Here is a 19,977-nt window from a genome sequence, read left to right on the forward strand (position 1 = left end):
CGATCTTTTCTGGTGACTATCGGAGCTGGTCTGCCCGTACCCACGTGGCGTGGAAGCCGAGCGGGACCCGTTGCGGGAGCAGCACCCGCGCCACGGGACCCTTGGTGATGTCGGACGCGTCCAGGATCTGCACCTCGGAGCGCTGCTCCCGTTCGTCGGTGACGAAGCTGACCAGGTAGCCGTCGTCCTCGCCGGTCGAGCCGTCGCGGGGGGCGAAGGGGGCCTCGCTGCCGTAGCGGTGGTCGCCGTAGTAGTAGGTCTGCTTGGCGCCGGTGAGGTTGTCGTACTTCACCAGGCCGTCGAACAGGTTGGTGGGCGCCTGCTTCACCGAGACGTTGTAGGCGTAGCGGGATCTCCGGCCGGTCAGGCGCTGGTCGATCGAGGGGAACTCGGTGTTGTGGTCGCCGTCGACGTAGTCCTCGGAGGTCGCGCCGGTCGTCAGGTCGAAGCGGTAGCGGTACATGCGCGCGTCGAGCCTCAAGTAGTTGATCATGCGGGCGAGCACGCTCCCGGTGCCCGCCGGGGCGGGGCGGCCGACGCGGCAGACGTCCAGGACGATCTCGTCGCCCTCCTCCCACGCGTTGACCACGTGGTAGATGTAACACGGCTTCGCCTCGAACCACCGGATCTGGTCGGCCCGGCCGCGCTTGGGGATCACGCCGAACCTGGCTGGCAGCGACCGGTCGAAGGTCAGCTTGTAGCGGCCCTGGCGGGCGGCGTCGAGGTCCTGGAACAGCGGCAGGTCCATCAGCACCGCGTGGTTGTCGGTGATCGCCATGTCGTGGGGCAGCCGGGCGCCCGGCAGGTCGAGGTCGACCAGGTGGTCGACGGTGCCCTGGGGGCCGATCACCCCGTACCGGAGGAACGAGGGCCTCGGCCCGTAGTCGAACCAGAACAGCTCCCCGGTCCGCTCGTCGACCTTCGGGTGGGCCATGACGTCGCCGGTCAGCGTGTCGAGGAAGGTCTGCGCGCCGAGCGTCTCCAAGGACAGGGGGTCCATCGTGTACGGCTGCCCGCACAGGTACCACGTCGTGAGCAGCCGCCCCTGGTGGAACACGATGTCGGTGTTGGAGGAGTCCTTCAGGTTGAGCCCGCGCGTGTTGCCGAACGGGTTGGCCTTGGGGTTCTCCATGACCCCCGTCCACAACGCCTGCCCGGCCGCGCTCTCGGCCTGGAACGCCTTCGTGCGCACCCACCGGTTGCGGTAGCGGGCGGCGCCGTTCTCGAAGTGCATGGCGTGGACCATGCCGTCGCCGTCGAACCAGTGGTAGCGGCCCCGCATGGGGAATCGCGCGTTCGGGCCGTTGCGCAGGTAGACCCCGTTGAGGTCGCGCGGGATCTCGCCGATGACGGTCAGGTCGTCAGCGGTGATCTCCTCATGGACGGGCGCGTAGACCCCGAGGAGATATGGGTTGTCTTCGCCGGATTCGTCCAGAACTTCCATACCCGGACGCTACGGAAAGAGAAGTCAGCTCGTCAATGTGCCCTTAGAGTGGGATATTCGGGTTCATCCAGTAAGCGCGGGGAAACATGCACAGCACCACCTGTCAGGAATCTCATGTCTGAGGCCACCCTGACGGTCGCACCACCTTCGGCCCCGGTCGAAGAGCGGCTCACCCCGATCGGTCAGGCACTCACGATCCTCGGTGACCGATGGGTCCTGATGATCCTCCAGCGGGCCTTCCTCCTCCGGGTCCGCACCTTCGCCGGCTGGCGCGACGAACTGGGCATCAGCGAGTCGGTGCTGGCCTCCCGCCTCAAGGAACTGGTGGCCTGCGGCATCTTCGAGACCGCCGCCTACCGCAACGGCCGCGTCCGCTACGAATACCGCCTCACCGAGCGCGGCCTCGGCCTGTGGTCGCTGCTGGTGGCGATCTACTCGTGGGAGCGCGACTGGACCAGCCGCGAGCTTCCCCCGCTGATCCACGACGCCTGCGGCAACGAGGCGCGCCCGGTGCTCGGCTGCGGCCACTGCCACACCGCGATGACCGCCCGCGCCACCCACACCGTCCGGGGCCCGGACGCCACCTTCGCGAGCGTGCACGCCCCCCGCCAGCACCGCCGCACCACCGGCCCCCGCCCCGACTACCTCGGCTACTGCCCCGACGCGCTGGAGATCCTGGGCGACCGGTGGTCCACCCACGTGCTGGCCGCCGCCTTCCTCGGGGTGAAGCGCTTCGGCGACTTCCAGGCCGAGATGGGCATCGCGCCCTCCGTGCTGACCGACCGGCTGCGCCGCTTCGTGGACCTGGGGGTGCTGCGCCCCGCCGAGTCGGGCTACCGCCTGACCGACCGGGGCCTGGCCTTCTTCGAGGTCTTCGCCTTCATCGTCGACTGGGCCCAGCGGGAGCTCCCGGCGCCGCCGAGCTTCCTGCTGGACATCACCCACAAGTCCTGCGGCGCCGGGCTCGCTCCCGTCCTGCTCTGCACCGGCTGCGACGGCGTGCTGGCCCGCCGCGAGGTGCACTTCGACATCAGTGCCTGAAGGTCTCCCGGACCTCCTCGGCCATGATGTGCCGTTCGGCCGCGCTGGTCAGCGAGTCCAGCGCGCAGTACTCGTATCTCTCCTCCGCCGTCACATGCGCGAACACCCAGGCGCGGAGAAGTTCCAAATGACGTGTGAAGTCGTGCGAATCGGGATCCAGGCTCGTGAGGAGCTCCCTGACCTTCCGCGCCTCGGTCCTCCGGTTCGCGACGATCTCCGCCCCGCCGTTCAGGCGGGCCAGCGCGACTGGATGGACGACGTTCTCCTCGGCCTCCTCGTGTACGGCCAGCAGCCGCTTCAGCCTCCCGAAGATCTCCTTCCGGTCGGCCGGTTGACTGCGCTCCACTTCATCGAACAGATCCCTGATCAGGGCGTGCTGTCGGGTCAGCACGGTGATCACGTCCAGTTCCTGATCCGGCTCGACAGTGGTGCGGCGGTCCATGTGTCGCCTCCTTTCTGATCTCCTCCGCCTAACCCACACGAATCAGCCGAAACTCGTTGACCCTGGCGACGGGGTTGCCTAATGTTCCGGGCACAATCAAAGAGCCCCGGGAGTCCGGCATGAGGCTGCACGCGAAGGACGTCGTCGAGCGCTACACCTCCGCCGGGTGGTGGACTGACGACACGATTGACGGCATGTTGCGGGCCCGGGTCGCGGAGCGGCCGACCTTCCTGGCCGTGGCCGACCCGCCGAACAAGGCCTCTTTGATGGACGGGTCCGTCGTGAAACGGCTGACCTGGGAAGAATTGGACGCCGAGGTCGACAGGGTGGCCGCCGTTCTTCTTGATCACGGGGTTTCCGCCTCTGACGTGGTGGCCGTTCAGCTCCCGAATTCGGTCGAGCTGGCGGTGACCGTTCTGGCGGTGGTGCGGATCGGGGCGATCGTCACGCCTTTTCCCGTGCAGTTCAAGCGGTATGAACTCGGGCAGCTGACCCCCCTCGCCGCCGCCTCCGTCTTCGTCACCTCCGTCGACCGCGCCGACGTCGCCCGGGAGATCGGGGTGGAGACCGTCCTGGAGTGGGGCGGGGAACTGGAGACGGCCACCGGGGACGCCGGGAAGCTCGCCGCCCACCTCGCCTCGCTGAGCGTCGACCCCAACGACTGCGTCACCATCTGCTGGACGTCGGGGACCGAGGCCACCCCCAAGGGGGTGCCGCGCTGCCACTACGACTGGGGCGCCGTGGGCTGGACCTGCGCCGACGCCGTCGGCCTCGGGCCCTCCGACGTGGTCCTCAACCCGTTCCCCATGGTCAACATGGCCGGCATCGGCGGCGTCTTCATGCCGTGGCTGCGCACGGGGTACGCCCTCATCCAGCACCACCCGTTCGACCTGCCCGTCTACCTGTCGCAGGTCTCCGCCGAGCGGGTGACCTACACGCTCGCGCCGCCCGCGCTGCTGACGATGCTGCTGCACAAGCCCGAGGTGCTGGGGCAGTTCGACATCTCCTCCCTCACCCGGATCGGGTCGGGGTCTGCGCCGCTGCCGCCGCCCATGGTGCGGGGGTGGCAGGAGAAGTACGGAATCGCCATCATCAACTTCTTCGGGTCGAACGAGGGGATCGCGCTTCTCTCCGACCCGGAGACCATGCCGGATCCCGATGACCGGGCTCGGTATTTCCCTCGTCCCGACGCTCCGGGGACTTCTTGGCCCGGGACGCTCGGGGGGACTTCGGTCAAGCTGTTCTCGCACGACGGGACCGAGGTGACCACCGAAGGGGTGCCGGGGGAACTGCGCCTATCCGGACCCACCGTTTTCGCGGGATACCTCGCCGGGACCGCTGAGTCGGACCCCTTCGACGACGACGGCTATCTCATTACGGGAGACGTCTTCGAGCTCGCCCAAGGGCGGTATCTGCGCTACGTCGACCGGGCGAAGGACCTCATCATCCGGGGCGGGATGAACATCGCGCCGGCCGAGGTCGAGGCGCTGCTCGCGGGGCATCCGTCGGTCGCCGAGGTGGCGATCGTGGGCTATCCGGACGCGGTGCTGAACGAGAAGGCCTGCGCGATGGTAGTGGCGAAGCCGGAGGCCTCGGTCACGCTCGAATCGCTGGTCGACTTCCTGCGGGACGCGGGGATCGCCTCCTACAAGCTGCCGGAGCGGCTGGAGGTCGTCGAGGCGCTGCCGCGCAACTCCCTGGGGAAGGTCCTCAAGCGGGAACTGCGCGAGACGCTCTAGTCCGGATAGCGGATCAGCAGGCTCGCCTGCACGTCCTCCGGCCCCCGGGCCGCGTAGAGGTGGGGCGTGCTCGCCGAGAACACCAGGTGGTCACCCGGGCCGCCCGTCGAGGGTGACGCCTCGGGGCCGACCTCGGCCACCCCGGTGAAGATCGTCAGGTGTTCGGTCACGCCGGGGCCGTGGGCGGGGGAGACCTGCGACGTCCCCGCGGCGATCACCAGCCGGTAGAGCTCGTAGGTCACCCCGGCGTCGGCGAAGGACTCCAGCAGGGTGCCCTTGACCGCCACGTCCGGCAGCACCGCGGGTGACGAGAGCAGGGCGGTCAGCGGGACCTCCAGGGCCGCCGCGACCTTCCACAGCGTCTCCATGGTCGGGTTCCGGGTGCCCGTCTCCAGGCCGGACATGGTCGCCTTCCCCACCCCCGCCATCCGGGACAGGGCGGACAGGGACACGCCCTTCGCCTCGCGGAGATCTCTGAGGCGGCGGCCTATCGCTTGGGCGTCCACGCGGGTTATCCTCCCTCACGTCGCAAGCGTTCCGTTTATGGAACGGGGAGGTGTGCCATGGTCCAGCCGATCGTCGCGGGGATCGTCACCGCCGTCGTCGGGTTCGCGAGTTCGTTCGCGATCCTGCTCGCCGGGTTCCAGGCCGTGGGGGCGAGCCCCGTCCAGGCGGCCTCGGGGCTGCTGGCGGCGTGCCTCGCGGTGGGGGCGAGTTCGATCTGGCTGTCGCTGCGCCACCGGATGCCGATCGTCGTCGCCTGGTCGACGCCGGGGGCGGCGCTGCTGGCCTCGACGGGCGCGGTCGGCGGGGGGTTCGCGACCGCCGTGGGGGCGTTCCTCGTCTCGTCGGCGCTGATCGTCGTCGCGGGGCTGTTCACGCCGCTCGGGCGGTGGATCGCCGCCATCCCGCAGCCCATCGCCGCCGCGATGCTCGCGGGGGTGCTGCTCGACCTGTGCCTCGCGCCGGTGAGGGCCGTGGTGCAGGTGCCCTGGCTGGCGATCCCCGTCGTGCTCGTCTGGCTGGTGCTGATGCGGTTCGCCCGGACGTGGGCGGTGCCGGCGGCGCTGGTCGTCGCGATCGTGCTCATCGCCGCGCCCGTCGACGCCGGGTGGCCGCAGCTCGCCTTCACCGCGCCGCAGTTCACGGTGCAGGGGGTGGTGTCGATCGCGCTGCCGCTGTTCCTGGTGACCATGGCGTCCCAGAACGTGCCCGGCATGGCGGTCATGGCGGGGTTCGGCTATCAGGTGCCCCTTCCGGCGGCGCTGCGGGTCACCGGGATCGCCTCCGCCGTCGCGTCGCCGTTCGGGGGGCACGCGGTGAACCTCGCCGCCATCTCGGCGGCGCTCTCGGCCGGGCCCGACGCGGAGCCCGACCCCGGGCGCAGGTGGATCGCCTCCACCACGTCCGGGGTCGCGATGATCGGGCTGGGGCTGTCGGCGGCGGTGGCGACCTCGTTCGTGGTGCAGTCGCCGCCGATCCTGATCCAGGGGGTCGCGGGGCTGGCGCTGCTGGGGGCGCTCACCTCGGCGATCAGGAACATCGAGGGGGAGTCGGCGATCATCACGTTCCTCGTCACCGCCTCCGGCGTGAGCTTCCTCGGGGTCGGGGCCGCGTTCTGGGGGCTACTGGCGGGTGGGGTCGTTCACGTCTTCTTCAGCGCCTCCAGGACGAAGGCGAAGATCTCCGCCTCGTAGTCGAGGTGGGCGTAGCGGCCGGGCGGGCCGGAGTGGCCGCCGTCCGCCACCTCGACGCGGAACAGCACGTCGGCTCCCCGTTCGCGCAGGGCGGCCACCCATTTGGCGGGCTCGTGGACCAGCACGCGCGGGTCGTTCACGGCGCCCGTGACCAGCAAGGGCGGCAGGTCACCGCTGGGGATGTTGTCGTAGGGGGAGTAGGCCAGCATCCACGTGAAGTCCTCCGGCCGTCGCGGGTCGCCCCACTCGTCCCACTCGTTGACGGTCAGCGGGATGGTGTCGTCGAGCATGGTCGTGACGACGTCCACGAAAGGGACCTCGGCCACGACCGCGGCCCAGAGGTCGGGGCGCATCCCGTACACGGCGGCTTGGAGGAGGCCGCCCGCCGACAGGCCGCGGGTGGCGATGCGGGAGACGCGGCCGGCCAGCAGGTGCTCGGCCGCGGCGATGTGATCGGTGAAGGTGGTGGCCTTGTGGTCCAGGCGGCCGGCCTGCCACCAGGCGCGGCCCATCTCGCCGCCGCCGCGCACCCCCGCGTGGGCGAAGATCGCTCCTTCGTCGAGGAAGGCCGACAGGGCGGCGTCCCAGACCGGGTCGAAGACGTGCTCGTAGGCGCCGTAGCCGTAGAGGAGGCAGGGGGCGGTGCCGTTCAACGGCACGTCGCGGCGGCGGACCACGGTGATGGGGATGACCGCGCCGTCGGGGGCGGGGGCCCAGATGCGTTCGCTGACGTAGCCGTCGAAGCGCGGGTTCTCCTTCAGCAACTCCTGTGCGCCGGTCGCCAGGTTCAGGCTCCACCACTGGGTCGGTTCGCTGTACGACCCCGTCTCGAAAGTGACCGTCTCGGTCAGGTACTCGTGATTGTGCACAAGAGAGATGCGTCCGCACGGAACCGGAGGATGCACCTCATACGACGTCCCGTCGTCTCCAAGCACCCGCAGTAAGGGGTCGCCGCCACGTCGCAGGGTCAGCACCTTGTAGCCGTCGAAGCAGTCGACCGCGTGGATCCGCTCACCCGGCAGCGGCGGCACGCCCACCACACGGAACTCCGAGTGGCCGTCGTCGGTCCAGGTCACCAGGCCGTCGAGGGTCGCGTCACAGCGATATTCGATCCCCGCCCGCCGTCCGCCCACCGACTCCGGCACGCCGTCCACGACCGACCACACCTCTGTCGTGTCGCGGTTCGCGGCGGTGATCAGAAGGTGGGTGCCCGAGCGGGTCGCCCGCACGGTCAGCTCGAAGCGCCGGTCGCCCTCCCGGAGCACCAGTTCGTCCACACCCGTGGCGATGTCGTATCGGCGTACCTCCCAGGGGCGGTACACCTCGTCCACCACCGTGTAGTAGAACCACCCGTCGGCCCAGCCACCCGTGTAATAGGTCCGCGGGATGCGCACCGGCAGGTCGGTCATCGTGGACAGGTCGCGAAACCGCAGCTCATAGACCTCGTCGCCGGTCACGTCCACCGAATAGGCCAGCCAGCGGTCGTCCGGCGAGACCTCGCGCACGCCGAGCTCGACGTAGTCGCCGAAGGTGTCCAGGTCGAGAAGCGTCTGGTCAGAACCATCACGCTTTCGTCTGAATTCGCCGAACTCTCTTCCGGTGTCAATTCGCGTGTAGTAGACAAAGGCCCCATGACGCCAACTGACTGAAGACTCAGTCTCAGGCGTCCGTCCAGCCATTATGGCTGCGAGGTGCTGCCGAAAGGGGGCGGTGTGGGCGATCCGGGACTCGTAGCGCCGCCGCTCGGAGATGAGCACGTCTCGTACCGCCTCGGGGTCCCGCATCCAGGCGTGGTCGTCGATCCGCTCGATGCCGTGCAGTTTGTGCACTACCGGGTGTGTCATGGCAGGACAGTACCGATTTGGAGCCACTCCCGCCCCCGGAGGTCGATATGCACCATTTCGTCGTGAAAGTACTGACCTTGGCGCTTGCCGGAGGGCTCCTTTCCACCCCGCTCACTCCCACCCCCGCCGCCGCCAAGACCACCTTCACGATCGGCATCCAGTCGGACGTCGACTCCACGAACCCGTTCACCGGCATCGTCGTGGAGGCCTACGAGACCTACGCGCTCATGTACGACTACCTCACCACCTCCAGCGCCAAGGACGTCTCCCCCCAGCCCTCCCTCGCCGAGTCCTACAGCGAGGCCCCGGACCAGAAGTCCTGGACGTACAAGATCAGATCCGGGGTGAAGTGGTCGGACGGGCAGCCGCTGACGGCCCGCGACGCCGCGTACACCTTCAACCGGATCATCGACGGCGACTTCGAGCAGACCAACTACGGCAACTACGTCGCCAACATCGACAAGGCCGAGGCGGCCGACGACACCACCCTGGTCCTGCACGTCAAGCAGCCGACGCCGATCATGGAACGGCTGGCCGTGCCGATCCTGCCCGAGCACGTCTGGAAGGGCGTCGACGGGGACGCGGTCAAGTCGTACGCGAACGAGCCCGGGAGCGGCAAGCCCGTGGTGGGTTCCGGGCCCTTCCAACTCGTCGAGCGGCGGAAGGGGCAGTATCTCCGCTTCGCCGCGAACAAGAACTACTGGCAGGGTGCGCCGAAGTTCGACGAACTGGTCTTCCGCGTGTTCACCAACGCCGACGCCGAGGCGCAGGCGCTGGTCCGGGGGGAGATCGACTTCGCCTACGACCTGCAGAGCAACGTCTTCAACTCGCTCAACGGCAAGCCGGGTGTGACCACCCGCAGCTCCAAGTACTCCGGCTTCAACGAGATCGCCTTCAACACCGGCGCGGCCCTGGCCGACGGCACCGCGATCGGCGACGGCCACGAGGCGCTGAAGAACAAGCAGGTCCGCCTGGCCATCTCGCACGCCATCGACCGCAAGACCCTCGTCGACCGGGTGCTCAACGGCCACGGCTCGCCCGGTGACTCCTTCATCCCGCCGGTCTATCCGCTGCTGCACTACACGCCGACCGCGCCGCAGAACTTCGACCTGGCCAAGGCGAACCAGCTGCTCGACGAGGCCGGATATCCGAAGAAGGCCGACGGGACCCGGTTCGCGCTGCGGCTGTTCTCCCGGCAGGAGTCGCAGGACTCGCAGAGCACCGCCGAGTTCGTCAAGAGCTGGCTGAAGGAGATCGGGATCGACGTCACCGTCAAGGTGATGTCGGAGGACACCCTCACCGAGGTGATCGGCCAGGGGAACTACGACATGTTCGAGTGGGGCTGGGTGGTCGAACCCGACCCCGACTACCAGATGTCGGTCTTCACCTGCGGCAAGCGCAGCTACAAGGACGGCGACGCCGTCTACGCCGACCTGTCCGACTCGTTCTACTGCAACCCGGCCTACGACGAGCTCTACGAGCGGCAGGCCGGCGAGACCGACCAGGCCAAGCGCGCCGAGCTGGCCAAGCAGATGCAGCAGCTCGTTCACGACGACGCGGCGTACGCGATCACCTATTACTACGACGACCTGGTCGCCTACCGCAGCGACCGGTGGACCGGCTTCACCCCCCAGCCCGACCCCGACGGGTCGCTGCTGTTCCAGTACGGCGTCCACTCCTACCTGACGATGACTCCCGTCACGGCCCCCGGAAAGACGGCGGCGGAGAAGCCCTCCGACGGCAGCCCGGTCCTCGTCATCGTGATCGTGGCGGGGGTGCTCCTCATCGTCGGGGCCGGGTTCCTGGTGCTGCGGCGCCGTTCGTCGGTCTCCTCCGACGACCGGGAGTGAACCGGTGCGCGGCTACGTCCTGAAGAAGGTCGGCTGGTCGATCGGCACGCTGCTGTTCGTCGTGGTCTTCAACTTCTTCCTGTTCCGGCTGCTGCCGGGCGACCCGATCGGCCTCTACACCCGTGGCCGGAACATGTCGCCCGACCAGCTCATCCGGCTGCGTCAGCAGCTCAACCGGCCCATCGGCGAACAGTTCATCACCTACCTGTCCAACCCGTTCGCCTCGACGATCAACTCGACCCGGTTCAACCGGCCCGTCTGGGAGATCATCGGCGAGCGGGTCTGGCCGACCGTGCTGCTCGTCGGGACCGCCGTGCTGGTCGCGGCGCTCGCCGGGGTGTGGCTGGGCATCCGCAGCGGGTGGCGGCGCGGGTCGCGGTTCGACCGCGTCACCACCGGGACGACCAACACGCTCTACGCGATGCCGGAGTTCTGGGTCGGCATGATGCTGATCATGTGGCTGCCGTTCTTCCCGAGCGGCGGCATCAACTCGGTGGGCGTGACCGGTTTCCTCCCGACGGTGGTGGACACGGCCTGGCACCTGGTGCTCCCCGTGACCGCGCTCGCCATCGTCTACCTGGCCGAGTACACCTCGATCATGCGGGCGTCACTGGTCGACGAACTGCGGCAGGACTACCTCACCCTCGCCCGCGCCAAGGGCCTGCGCGAGGACCTGGTGCGGCGGCGGCACGCCGTGCCCAACGCGCTGCTGCCCACCATGACGCTCATCTTCCTCAACCTCGGCTTCGTGATCGGCGGGGCCATCACGGTCGAGTACGTCTTCTCCTGGCCCGGTCTGGGGCTGCTCACCGCCGAGGCGCTGCGCGGGCCCGACATCCCCCTGCTGCAGGCGGTGTTCCTGCTCTTCTCCCTCGGGGTGATCGTGTTCACACTGCTGGCGGACCTGCTGTACGCCGTGCTGGACCCACGGGTGAGCACGCAATGACGGCCATCGCCTGGCAGCGGCGGCGGGCCACGGCGTCCCGGTTCTGGGCGGATTTCCGCTCACACCGGTCGGCCCTGGTCGGACTGGGCATTCTGCTGTTCTTCGGGCTGGTCGCCGTCTTCGCCTCGGTGCTGGCCGACCCCGCCGGGCTCGACGTGACCAAGGCGACCGCGCCGGCGCACGCCGCGCCGTCCGGCGACCACTGGCTCGGCACCGACCAGAACGGCCGCTCGGTGCTCACGCTGCTCATCCACGGCACCCGGGTGTCGCTGATCGTCGGGCTCGCGGCCACCGCCATCGCGATCGTCATCGGGACGGTCATCGGGATCATGGCCGGGTTCTACGGCGGCTGGGCCCGGTCGACGCTGATGGGGCTGACCGACTGGTTCCTGGTCATCCCGTTCCTGCCGCTGGCCATCGTGATGGCCACCGTGCTCGGGGCGTCGCTGCTGAACATCATCATCGTCATCGGGGTCACGTCATGGCCCGGCACCGCCCGGCTGGTCTGCGCGCAGACGCTCAGTGTGCGGGAGCGGCCGTACATGGAACGGGCGCGGGCGCTCGGCGGCGGCGACTGGCACCAGATGACCCGGCACATCCTGCCCAACGTGATGCCGCTGGTGCTGGCCCATGTGGTGCTGACCGTGTCGGTGGCGATCCTGTCGGAGACGACCCTGTCGTTCCTCGGGCTCGGCGACCCGACGCGGCCGTCGTGGGGGTACATCCTCGACAACGCCTACGGGACCGGCGCCATGTCGAACGGCGAGTGGTGGTTCGTGCTGCCGCCAGGCCTCTGCGTGGTGGCCGTGGTCCTGGCGTTCACGCTGGTCGGGCGGGCTTTGGAGGCCGTGCTCAACCCACGGCTGCGGGAGGGGTCATGAGCCTGCTGGAGTTGCGGGACCTGTCGGTCACCTACGCCGGCGACGTCCCGGCCGTGCGCGGGGTCTCGCTGAGCGTCGCGCCGGGCGAGGTGCTCGGCGTCGCGGGCGAGTCGGGGTGCGGCAAGTCGACCATCACCAACGCGGTGCTGCGGCTGCTGCCGAAGTCGGCGACGGTCGGCGGGTCGGTGCTGCTCGACGGCGAGGACGTCCACGGGATGTCGTTCGGCCGTCTGCGCGCCGTCAGGTGGGCCACCGCGTCGATCGTCTTCCAGGGGGCGCTGCACTCGCTGAACGCGGTGCGGACCATCGGGCGGCAGATCGCCGAACCCATCCTGCTGCACGAGCCGAAGACCTCCCGCAAGGCCGCCGACCTGCGCGTCGGTGAGCTGCTGGAGCAGGTGGGGCTGCCCGCCCGGCGGGCCCGCGACTACCCCCACCAGCTCTCCGGCGGGCAGCGGCAGCGGGTGATGATCGCACTCGCGCTGGCGTGCCGGCCGCGGCTCGTCATCGCCGACGAACCGACGACCGCGCTCGACGTGATGGTGCAGGCGCAGGTGCTGCAACTGCTGTCCGGGCTGGTCAAGGACCTGGGGCTGGCGTTGGTGCTGATCTCGCACGACCTGTCGGTGCTCGGCACGACCTGCGACCGGGTCGCGGTCATGTACGCCGGGAAGGTGGTCGAGGAGGGGCCCGCCTCGGTGGTGTTCGACGATTCGCGCCATCCCTACAGCGGCGCGCTGGCCGGGGCCTTCCCCCGCGTCGGCGACCCCCGGTTCCGCTACGCGCCCGCCGGTCTCGCGGGGGATCCTCCGTATCCGGGGGATCTGCCGGCCGGGTGCCCGTTCCATCCCCGGTGCCCGGTGGCGTTCGACCGGTGCTCGGAGGCCGAGGTCGAGCTGCTCGACGTGGGCGCCGGACGGCGGGCCGCCTGCCTGCGCGCGGGGGAGGCCTCGTGAGCGCGCTGGCCGCACGCGGCGTCCACGTCCGGTTCGGGGCGGCGCGGGCCGTCGACGGCGTCGACCTGGAGATCGGTTCCGGCGAGATCGTCGCGCTGGTCGGGGAGTCCGGGTGCGGCAAGTCGTCGCTGGCCAGAGCCCTTCTCGGGCTGGTACGACCGGTGCGGGGCACCGTGGAGTGCGCCGACCGCCCGCTCGACTACCGGCGGCTGAAGGAGTTCCGGCGGCACGTCCAGCTCGTGCTCCAGGACCCGAGCGGGTCGCTGAACCCCCGCCACACCGTCTACGAGGCGGTGGCCGAGGGGCTCAGGATCCACAAGGTGCCCGGCGACGAGCGCGAACTCGTCGCGGCGGCGCTGTCCAAGGCCGGGCTGCGCCCGCCCGAGCGGTTCTTCCTCCGCTATCCGCACGAACTGTCCGGCGGCCAGCGCCAGCGGGTGGTGATCGCCGGGGCGCTCGTGCTGGAGCCCGACGTGCTGGTCGCCGACGAGCCCGTGTCGTCGCTGGACGCCTCGGTGCGCGGGGAGATCCTGGCCCTGCTGCTCCGGCTGCGGACCGAACTCGGGCTGTCGCTGCTGGTGGTGACGCACGACCTCGGGCTGGCGTGGAACATCGCCGACCGGGTCGCGGTGATGTACCTGGGCCGCATCGTCGAGACCGGTGACACGGCGCGGGTGCTGACGTCGCCGCGGCATCCGTACACGAAGGCGCTTCTCTCGGTCGTCCCGGAGATCGCCCGGCAGGACCCGATCGTCCTGAAGGGTGAGGCGCCCGACCCGTCCCGGATCCCGGCCGGCTGCCGGTTCCGGCCCCGATGCCCCGCCTACGCCGCCGGACTCCCCGCCGAGCTGGCGGAACGCTGTGAGAAGGAGACCCTGCCCGTGCTGCCTGCCGACCGCGGCCACCACGCCGCCTGTGTGCTGCCATGAGCGGCGTCGGGACGATCTGCTCCGATCTGATCAGGATCGACACCACCAACGAGGGTGACAACCGGGGGCGGGGCGAGCGCGGCGCGGCCGAATACGTGGCGACGCTGCTGTCCGACGCCGGGGTCCCGGCCACGATCCTCGAGACCTCGCGCGGCCGGTCGAACGTGGTCGCGCGGGTGCGCGGCGCGTCCGACGGCGACCCCTTCCTGATCCACGGGCATCTCGACGTCGTCCCCGCCCAGGCCGACGACTGGGCGGTGCACCCCTTCTCCGGGGAGATCGTCGACGGGGTGGTGTGGGGGCGCGGCGCGGTCGACATGAAGGGCACCTGCGCGATGACGCTCGCCCTGGTCCAGGAGTGGGCCGCGCGCGGGGTCCGGCCGTCGCGCGACGTCGTGCTCGCCTTCACCGCCGACGAGGAGGCGACCGGCGAATACGGGTCGTACTACCTGGCCAGGGAGCACGCCGCCCTGTTCGAGGGGGTCCGGGAGGCGATCAGCGAGGACGGCGGCTACTGCGTCGTCCACAACGGACGCCGCATCTACCCCGTGGCCGTCGGCGAGCAGGGCATGGCCTGGATGAGGCTGACCGCGCGGGGGGTCGCCCAGCACGGGTCGCTCCGGGCGGTGGACAACCCGGTCGCCGAGATGTGCCACGCGATGTCGCGCCTGGCGTCTTACGAGTGGCCGATCCAGCTCACCCCCGGCGTGGTCAGCATGCTCGACGGGATCTCCCGGGCGCTCGGCCGCGAACTGGACAGGTCCGACCTCGACGGAGAGGCCCGGCGGCTCGGCCAGGTCGGGGAGCTGTTCGCCCACGTCCTGCGGAACTCGGCGAACGTGACGATGCTGGACGCCGGCTACAAGGTCAACGTCATCCCCGGCTCGGCGTCCGCCCAGGTCGACGGCCGGTTCCTGCCCGGCTCCCGGGACGACTTCCTGGCCACCGTCGACTCCCTGCTCGGCCCCAAGATCAGCCGCGAGTTCGTCTGCTTCGAGGACGCCCCCGAGGCCGACCCCGGCGGCCCCACCTTCGACGCGCTCTGCGCCTCACTGGTGGCCGAGGACCCCGAGGCGCTTCCGGTCCCGTACGTGATGAGCGGCGGCACCGACGCCAAGGCCTTCCACGAACTCGGCGTCGTGACCTACGGCTTCGCGCCCCTCGCCCTGCCGGAGGGCTTCGACTACAACGCGATGTTCCACGGCGTCGACGAACGGGTGCCGGTCAGCGCGCTGGAGTTCGGCGTGCGGGTGCTCGACCGCTTCTTCCGCCCGTGATCGGCATCTGGTCCCCCGCGACCCTGCGGCACGACCCTTCGGCGGAGATCTGGATCGGCCTGCGAACCCCGGGCACGGAGGTGGCCGAACGGGTCCACCGGATCCGCGACGCGGTCGCCGCCGACTGGGTGCCCGCCGAGGAGGCACCCTGGAGCGCGCTGACCTCGGTCCACTCCGAGGGCCTGCTCCGGCACCTGCGCGACGTCTACGCGGAGTGGGTCGCGGCGGGCTACCCGCAGGACCGGGTGGTGCCCTACGTCTTCCCCACCGAGGCGATGCTCGGCGGCCTGCCCGGGCGGCTGCCCGCCGCCGTCCACGGCCGGGCGGGCCGGTACGCCTACGACACGATGACCCTGGTCGGCCTGGGAACCTGGGAGGCGGCGTTCGCGGCGGCGGGCGCGGCGTGGACGGCGGCCCGGCGGGTCTCTGACGGGTTGGTGTACGCCCTCTGCCGCCCGCCCGGCCACCACGCGACGCGGGACGGCTACGGCGGCTCGTGCTACCTGAACAACGCCGCCGTCGCCGCGACGACCCTGCTGGCCGAGGGGTGCGCGAAGGTCGCCGTCATCGACGTGGACGCCCACCACGGCAACGGGACCCAGTCGATCTTCTGGGAGCGCGCGGACGTCTTCTACGGCAGCGTCCACGTCGACCCGGGCGCGGGCTGGTTCCCCCACTACATGGGCTTCGCCGACGAGACCGGCGGCGGGACCAACCTGAACGTCCCCCTCGCACCGGAATCGGGGGACCCGGCCTGGCTCGCCGGGGTGGCCCGGGTATGCGAGGCGGCGGCCCGCTTCGGCGCGGAGGCCCTGGTCGTGTCGCTGGGGGTGGACGCCGCCGCCGACGACCCGGAGAGCCCGCTGCGCGTCACCGAGGACGGCTACCTGGAGACCGGCCGGCTGCTGGGCGGACTGGGGCTGCCGACGGTGGCGGTCCAGGAGGGCGGCTACCACCTGGAGACCCTCGGCCCTCTGGTGGCCACCACCCTGCGAGGGCTCAGCACGTCGAAGCGCGGCGTCGAATAGGAACCCAACGGGCCGCGGATCTTCTGGACATCCGTCCCTTCCCGGACGAAATGGCTAGGAATCCTGCCTGGTCGCGAGCCACCTCTCGTGGCTCTCCGCCAGCTTCGGCCACAGGATCGAGCGTTCGCCGGCCGTCGGGTGGAGGTTGAAGACGTCGGCCAGGGCGGCGAAATAGTCGGTCTCCCGGTCGAGCGTGGTCGACGTCGAGTCGTGGCCGGTCCGGGTCAGCACCAGCCCCCGCACCGCGTCGACCCCCGTCGCGTCGCGCCGCTGGATCGACAGGACGCGCACGAACCCCGACTCCGGCGACGTCGACAGCCGGACGTGCTCCGACTCGAACGCCGACATCTCCGTCGGCGCCTTGCGGAAGTCCATCCCGGTGAAGCTGCCGCGCGGGTCGTGGTCGAACCGCCACCCGCCGGGCTCCGCCTCGGACGGCCGCAGCCGGTAGGTGAACGGCCCCTGGTCGTAGACCCCCTCGATGAGGGGGATCGGCGAGTGGATCGCGTCGCCGAGACCGGCGTCGACCAGCCACTCACCGGAGGGGTTCTCGTCGGTCGGCAGCCCGGCGACGGTCAGCACGAGGTGGTTTCCGCGCGCCCCGGCGGGGTCGGACGGCGAGCCCTGCACGCCGCCGAAATGCCGGGTCACCGAATAGCCCAGCGCCGACAGCAGCTCGGAGAGCGCGCCGTTCAGATGGAAGCAGTAGCCGCCCCGCCCGGCGATGATCCGGGCGGCCGATTCGGCCGGGTCCACGCTCGTGGGCCGTCCCAGCCAGATGGGCAGCGTCTCGTAGGGGACGCGCTCCACATGTGCCCGCTGCAGCGCGGTAAGCGCGTCTGCGCTCGGCTCTCCGGAGGGGAGCCGGAGCCGTCGGAGATACCCGTCAACGTCGATCACGACCCCACGCTAGACCCCGCCACCGACAGAATCGCCTGCACGAAAGCTCCACAAAAAGCCACGATTGGTCTGCACGTCCCCCCTCTACGCTGCCCTCATGGCTTATCCCCAGCAGCGCCGGGTGCTGGTCGTCGAGGACGACGACACCATCGCGCGAGCGGTCGCGACCCGGTTGACGGCGGAAGGGTTCGACGTCCGCGTCGCCGGTGACGGCGAGGGGGCGCTGCTCGCGTACGCCCGCTTCGAACCTGACCTGGTGGTGCTCGACCGGCTTCTGCCGGGACTGGACGGGCTGGAGGTGTGCCGGCGGATCCAGGCCGCCCGGCCGGTCCCGGTCCTCATGCTCACCGCGCTCGGCGAGGAGACCGACGTGCTGGTCGGGCTCGGGGTCGGGGCCGACGACTACATCACCAAGCCGTTCAGCATGCGGGAGCTGGTGGCGCGGATCCACGCGCTGCTGCGGCGGGTCGACCGGGCGGTGCAGCTCGCGGCCGAGGAGACGGTGCTGCGGGTCGGGGAGATCGAGATCAACCTGGCCGAGCGGCGGGTGTTCGTGCGCGGGGCCGAGGCGCAGCTCACCCGGACCGAGTTCGACCTGCTCAGGCGGCTCGCCGAGCGGCCCGGCCAGGTCTACGAGCGGGAGCGGCTGCTCGCCGACATCTGGGGGTTCTCCGAGGCGGCGGCGACCCGGACCGTCGACAGTCACGTGCGGGCGCTGCGGCGCAAGCTCGGGTCGGAAGTGGTGCGGACCGTCCACGGCGTCGGGTACGCCCTGGTGCGCCCATGAGGCCGCTCGACTTCCTCGGCCGGATCAAGGTCAAGCTCGGGATCGTCATCGTCGGGGCCGTGGTGACGGCGTTCGTCGTCAACGAGGTGGGGATCGCCGGGGGCGTCTCCGCCGAGCTGCGGATCGCCTTCGCCGTGTTCCTGGCGCTCATCCTCGTGCAGGTGCTGGCCCGGGGGATGATCAAACCCCTGCGGGAGATGGCCGCCGCCGCGCAGACCATCGCCAAGGGTTCGTACGGCCTGCGGGTCACCGCGACCAGCCGCGACGAGGTGGGCGAGCTGGCCAGGGCCTTCAACGCGATGGCCGCCGACCTGGGGGAGGTCGACCGGCAGCGCCGGGAGCTGGTGGCCAACGTGAGCCACGAGCTGCGGACCCCCATCACCGGCGTGCAGGCGGTGCTGGAGAACGTCGTCGACGGCGTCTCCCCGCCGGAACCGGAGATCCTCGGCACCGCCCTGGCGCAGACCCAGCGCCTGGGCCGTCTCGTGGCCCAGCTCCTCGACCTGTCCCGGCTGGACTCGGGGGCCCGGCCGATCGAGGCCGAGGAGTTCGACCTGGCCGACCTCGGCGGCCAGGCCGTCCGCGAGGCGTCGCTGGCCCGCGACGACGTGACCGTCGCGTGCGAGGTCGAACCCGGCCGCCACCTGACGTCGGCCGACCCCGTCCTGCTCGCGCAGGTCCTGGCCAACCTGCTGGACAACGCCGTCCGGCACAGCCCACCCGGCGGGACCGTCACCCTCACCTCCCGGACCTCCCCCGACGGCACCCTCGCCGTCGAGGTCGCCGACGAGGGCCCCGGCATTCCCGCCGACGACCGCCAGCGCGTCTTCGAACGCTTCTCCCGCCTGGACGCGGGCCGCGCCGCCGACGCCGGAGGAGCGGGCCTCGGCCTGGCCATCGCCAAGGAGATCGCCGAACTCCACGGGGGCACCCTCACGGTCGCGGACGGCCCTGGCTGCCACATGCTCCTCACCCTCCCGAAGGCGGTCCGCGAACCGTCGGGCCGCACCCTCGCGGCGGGCCGGACCTCAGGACGACGGGTCCACGCCCGCCTCCCCATGGAGCCTGCGGTGAGCCGACCAGGAACCGATACGGAGGCCGGTTCCAGGAAAAATCCGGACCTGAGCAGGCTGGCCGCCCCCATCCGGCCGAACGGCCCCACCCCCACACCGGCCAAGGTCGCGGCCATGACCTCAAGCCACGAGACCAGGCCGGTTACGGCTGTGGCCTTGACCTCAAGCCACGAGGGCTCACCCGTCAGGGGAACGGACTCGGCTTCAGGCCACGAGACCACGCCGGTTACGGCTGTGGCCTTGACCTCCGGTCCCGAGGGCTCGCCCGCCAGGGGAGTGGGCTCGGCCTCAAGCCACGAGACGACGCCGGTTACGGCTGTGGCCATGACCTCAAGCCACGAGGGCTTCCCCGCCAGGGGAGCGGGCTCGGCCTCAGGCCACGAGGCCTTCCCGGTCAGGGCGGGGGCCTTGACTCCAGGCCATGAGGGCTCGCCCGTCAGAGATGTGGCCTTGACCTCCGACCATGAGACATCGCAGGTCAGCGCATATGACCAGACGGCCGAGGCGGCAGCGGGATCGGCCGGGGAACCGGCTTCGGGCACAGCCGATTCGGCCACGGCGGAAGTGGCGGCCGCGTCGGATTCATCCACGGGATCGCGTCAGGTGCCGGCATCGCTGGTGGCGCGGGGTGCCGCCGCGCTGCCGGATGCGCGAATGGCCTCAGGGGGAGCTATGGCGGACTCGTCCACGATCCCGGGAACTGGGCCCGCCCCAGGCTCGCCGATGACCTCGGCCGGAGGTTCGTTCTCGGCGCCGGATTCGCTGACGAGGTCGGGACCCTCGAAAGCAACCGCCGGAGCTGCGGCGATGGCATCGACGGAAAGGCCGGGTCCACCCGCCGAGCATGCGGCGAGTGCACCGATGGGCTCGGCGGAAGGGCCAGGTTCACCCGCACAGGTCCGGGATCCAAAGGTGACGGCCGAGCATGCGGCGACTTCGACGTCGGCAGCGGCGGAAGGGCCCAGTTCACCCGAACGGGTGCCGACTTCGCCGGCTGGGTGGGTCGGAAGAGCCGTTTCGCCCGGCCACCCGCCGGCCGCCTCGGACATTCCGGGTGCGCCGACCCTTCCCGTCCCGCTCGGCAGAACGTCGCCCGGGGGCCCGCCGCGTCCCCCCGGCCCGCCCACCCACCTCGACGAACCC

General features: G+C 70.6%; 17 protein-coding genes. 12 read left to right on the forward strand and 5 right to left on the reverse strand.

Annotation, left to right across the window (positions count from 1 at the left end):
• Positions 1–16: 16 nt before the first annotated feature.
• Positions 17–1,444: a carotenoid oxygenase family protein gene (locus tag AW270_RS29885; protein WP_061299453.1), complete on the reverse strand. Its 1,428-nt coding sequence runs from the start codon at positions 1,442–1,444 to the stop codon at positions 17–19.
• Positions 1,445–1,558: 114 nt separating this feature from the next.
• On the opposite strand from AW270_RS29885, the gene AW270_RS29890 reads away from it, so the two are divergent.
• Entirely contained in the window at positions 1,559–2,485 is a 927-nt protein-coding gene (locus AW270_RS29890; protein ID WP_061299454.1) for a winged helix-turn-helix transcriptional regulator, read from the forward strand.
• Here AW270_RS29890 and AW270_RS29895 read toward each other — a convergent pair.
• Positions 2,475–2,927, reverse strand: a complete 453-nt coding sequence (locus AW270_RS29895; RefSeq protein WP_061299455.1) for a hemerythrin domain-containing protein — start codon at positions 2,925–2,927, stop codon at positions 2,475–2,477. The two genes, AW270_RS29890 and AW270_RS29895, sit on opposite strands and share 11 nt — an antisense overlap.
• Before the next feature lie 119 nt (positions 2,928–3,046).
• Here AW270_RS29895 and AW270_RS29900 point away from each other — a divergent pair, with 119 nt between their 5' ends.
• On the forward strand, positions 3,047–4,666 hold the full coding sequence (locus AW270_RS29900; RefSeq protein WP_061299456.1) for a class I adenylate-forming enzyme family protein: 1,620 nt from the start codon (positions 3,047–3,049) through the stop codon (positions 4,664–4,666).
• Here the strand turns inward: AW270_RS29900 and AW270_RS29905 are convergent.
• A complete protein-coding gene (locus tag AW270_RS29905; protein WP_061299457.1) occupies positions 4,663–5,172 on the reverse strand; it encodes a helix-turn-helix domain-containing protein in 510 nt (169 codons plus the stop codon). The two genes, AW270_RS29900 and AW270_RS29905, sit on opposite strands and share 4 nt — an antisense overlap.
• 57 nt (positions 5,173–5,229) lie before the next feature.
• On the opposite strand from AW270_RS29905, the gene AW270_RS29910 reads away from it, so the two are divergent.
• On the forward strand, positions 5,230–6,363 hold the full coding sequence (locus AW270_RS29910) for a benzoate/H(+) symporter BenE family transporter (protein WP_061299458.1): 1,134 nt from the start codon (positions 5,230–5,232) through the stop codon (positions 6,361–6,363).
• On the opposite strand, the gene AW270_RS29915 is transcribed toward AW270_RS29910, so the two are convergent.
• On the reverse strand, positions 6,312–8,207 hold the full coding sequence (locus AW270_RS29915; RefSeq protein WP_082801926.1) for a prolyl oligopeptidase family serine peptidase: 1,896 nt from the start codon (positions 8,205–8,207) through the stop codon (positions 6,312–6,314). The two genes, AW270_RS29910 and AW270_RS29915, sit on opposite strands and share 52 nt — an antisense overlap.
• 62 nt (positions 8,208–8,269) lie before the next feature.
• Between AW270_RS29915 and AW270_RS29920 the strand changes: the two genes are divergently transcribed.
• Genes AW270_RS29920 through AW270_RS29950 form a run of 7 tightly spaced genes read left to right on the forward strand, consistent with a single transcriptional unit; the run spans position 8,270 to position 16,074 of the window.
• Entirely contained in the window at positions 8,270–10,057 is a 1,788-nt protein-coding gene (locus AW270_RS29920) for an ABC transporter substrate-binding protein (protein WP_169807392.1), read from the forward strand.
• A 4-nt stretch (positions 10,058–10,061) separates the two neighbouring features.
• Complete coding sequence (locus AW270_RS29925; RefSeq protein WP_061299461.1) at positions 10,062–11,003, forward strand: ABC transporter permease; 942 nt, start codon at positions 10,062–10,064, stop codon at positions 11,001–11,003.
• Positions 11,000–11,884, forward strand: a complete 885-nt coding sequence (locus AW270_RS29930) for an ABC transporter permease (RefSeq protein WP_061299462.1) — start codon at positions 11,000–11,002, stop codon at positions 11,882–11,884. The genes AW270_RS29925 and AW270_RS29930 overlap by 4 nt, the downstream gene beginning before the upstream one ends.
• Entirely contained in the window at positions 11,881–12,840 is a 960-nt protein-coding gene (locus AW270_RS29935) for an ABC transporter ATP-binding protein (protein WP_061299463.1), read from the forward strand. The genes AW270_RS29930 and AW270_RS29935 overlap by 4 nt, the downstream gene beginning before the upstream one ends.
• The gene (locus AW270_RS29940; protein WP_169807391.1) at positions 12,837–13,769 is read left to right on the forward strand and encodes an ABC transporter ATP-binding protein; all 933 of its coding nucleotides are present in this window, start codon (positions 12,837–12,839) and stop codon (positions 13,767–13,769) included. The genes AW270_RS29935 and AW270_RS29940 overlap by 4 nt, the downstream gene beginning before the upstream one ends.
• A complete protein-coding gene (locus AW270_RS29945) occupies positions 13,766–15,046 on the forward strand; it encodes a M20/M25/M40 family metallo-hydrolase (RefSeq protein ID WP_061299464.1) in 1,281 nt (426 codons plus the stop codon). Before AW270_RS29940 ends, AW270_RS29945 begins: the two co-directional genes overlap by 4 nt.
• On the forward strand, positions 15,043–16,074 hold the full coding sequence (locus AW270_RS29950; RefSeq protein WP_061299465.1) for an arginase family protein: 1,032 nt from the start codon (positions 15,043–15,045) through the stop codon (positions 16,072–16,074). The genes AW270_RS29945 and AW270_RS29950 overlap by 4 nt, the downstream gene beginning before the upstream one ends.
• Positions 16,075–16,128: 54 nt before the next feature.
• Here AW270_RS29950 and AW270_RS29955 read toward each other — a convergent pair whose 3' ends face one another.
• Complete coding sequence (locus AW270_RS29955) at positions 16,129–16,974, reverse strand: arylamine N-acetyltransferase family protein (RefSeq protein ID WP_061299466.1); 846 nt, start codon at positions 16,972–16,974, stop codon at positions 16,129–16,131.
• 97 nt (positions 16,975–17,071) lie between these two features.
• Between AW270_RS29955 and AW270_RS29960 the strand changes: the two genes are divergently transcribed.
• Positions 17,072–17,761, forward strand: a complete 690-nt coding sequence (locus tag AW270_RS29960) for a response regulator transcription factor (RefSeq protein WP_061299467.1) — start codon at positions 17,072–17,074, stop codon at positions 17,759–17,761.
• Positions 17,758–19,977: HAMP domain-containing sensor histidine kinase (locus AW270_RS39155; protein WP_157522819.1), on the forward strand; the 2,220-nt coding region annotated here is incomplete at its 3' end. The genes AW270_RS29960 and AW270_RS39155, both read left to right, overlap by 4 nt.

It is taken from the genome of Herbidospora cretacea (assembly GCF_001570605.1).
In the GTDB taxonomy this organism is placed as follows: Bacteria; Actinomycetota; Actinomycetes; order Streptosporangiales; family Streptosporangiaceae; genus Herbidospora; species Herbidospora cretacea.

Coding starts and splice junctions, on each gene's coding strand:
- AW270_RS29930 (WP_061299462.1), top strand. CDS start 11,000: ATGACGGCCATCGCCTGGCAGCGGCGGCGGGCCACGGCGTCCCGGTTC.
- AW270_RS29900 (WP_061299456.1), top strand. CDS start 3,047: ATGAGGCTGCACGCGAAGGACGTCGTCGAGCGCTACACCTCCGCCGGG.
- AW270_RS29935 (WP_061299463.1), top strand. CDS start 11,881: ATGAGCCTGCTGGAGTTGCGGGACCTGTCGGTCACCTACGCCGGCGAC.
- AW270_RS29885 (WP_061299453.1), bottom strand. CDS start 1,444: ATGGAAGTTCTGGACGAATCCGGCGAAGACAACCCATATCTCCTCGGG.
- AW270_RS29915 (WP_082801926.1), bottom strand. CDS start 8,207: ATGACACACCCGGTAGTGCACAAACTGCACGGCATCGAGCGGATCGAC.
- AW270_RS29895 (WP_061299455.1), bottom strand. CDS start 2,927: ATGGACCGCCGCACCACTGTCGAGCCGGATCAGGAACTGGACGTGATC.
- AW270_RS29960 (WP_061299467.1), top strand. CDS start 17,072: ATGGCTTATCCCCAGCAGCGCCGGGTGCTGGTCGTCGAGGACGACGAC.
- AW270_RS29890 (WP_061299454.1), top strand. CDS start 1,559: ATGTCTGAGGCCACCCTGACGGTCGCACCACCTTCGGCCCCGGTCGAA.
- AW270_RS29910 (WP_061299458.1), top strand. CDS start 5,230: ATGGTCCAGCCGATCGTCGCGGGGATCGTCACCGCCGTCGTCGGGTTC.
- AW270_RS29945 (WP_061299464.1), top strand. CDS start 13,766: ATGAGCGGCGTCGGGACGATCTGCTCCGATCTGATCAGGATCGACACC.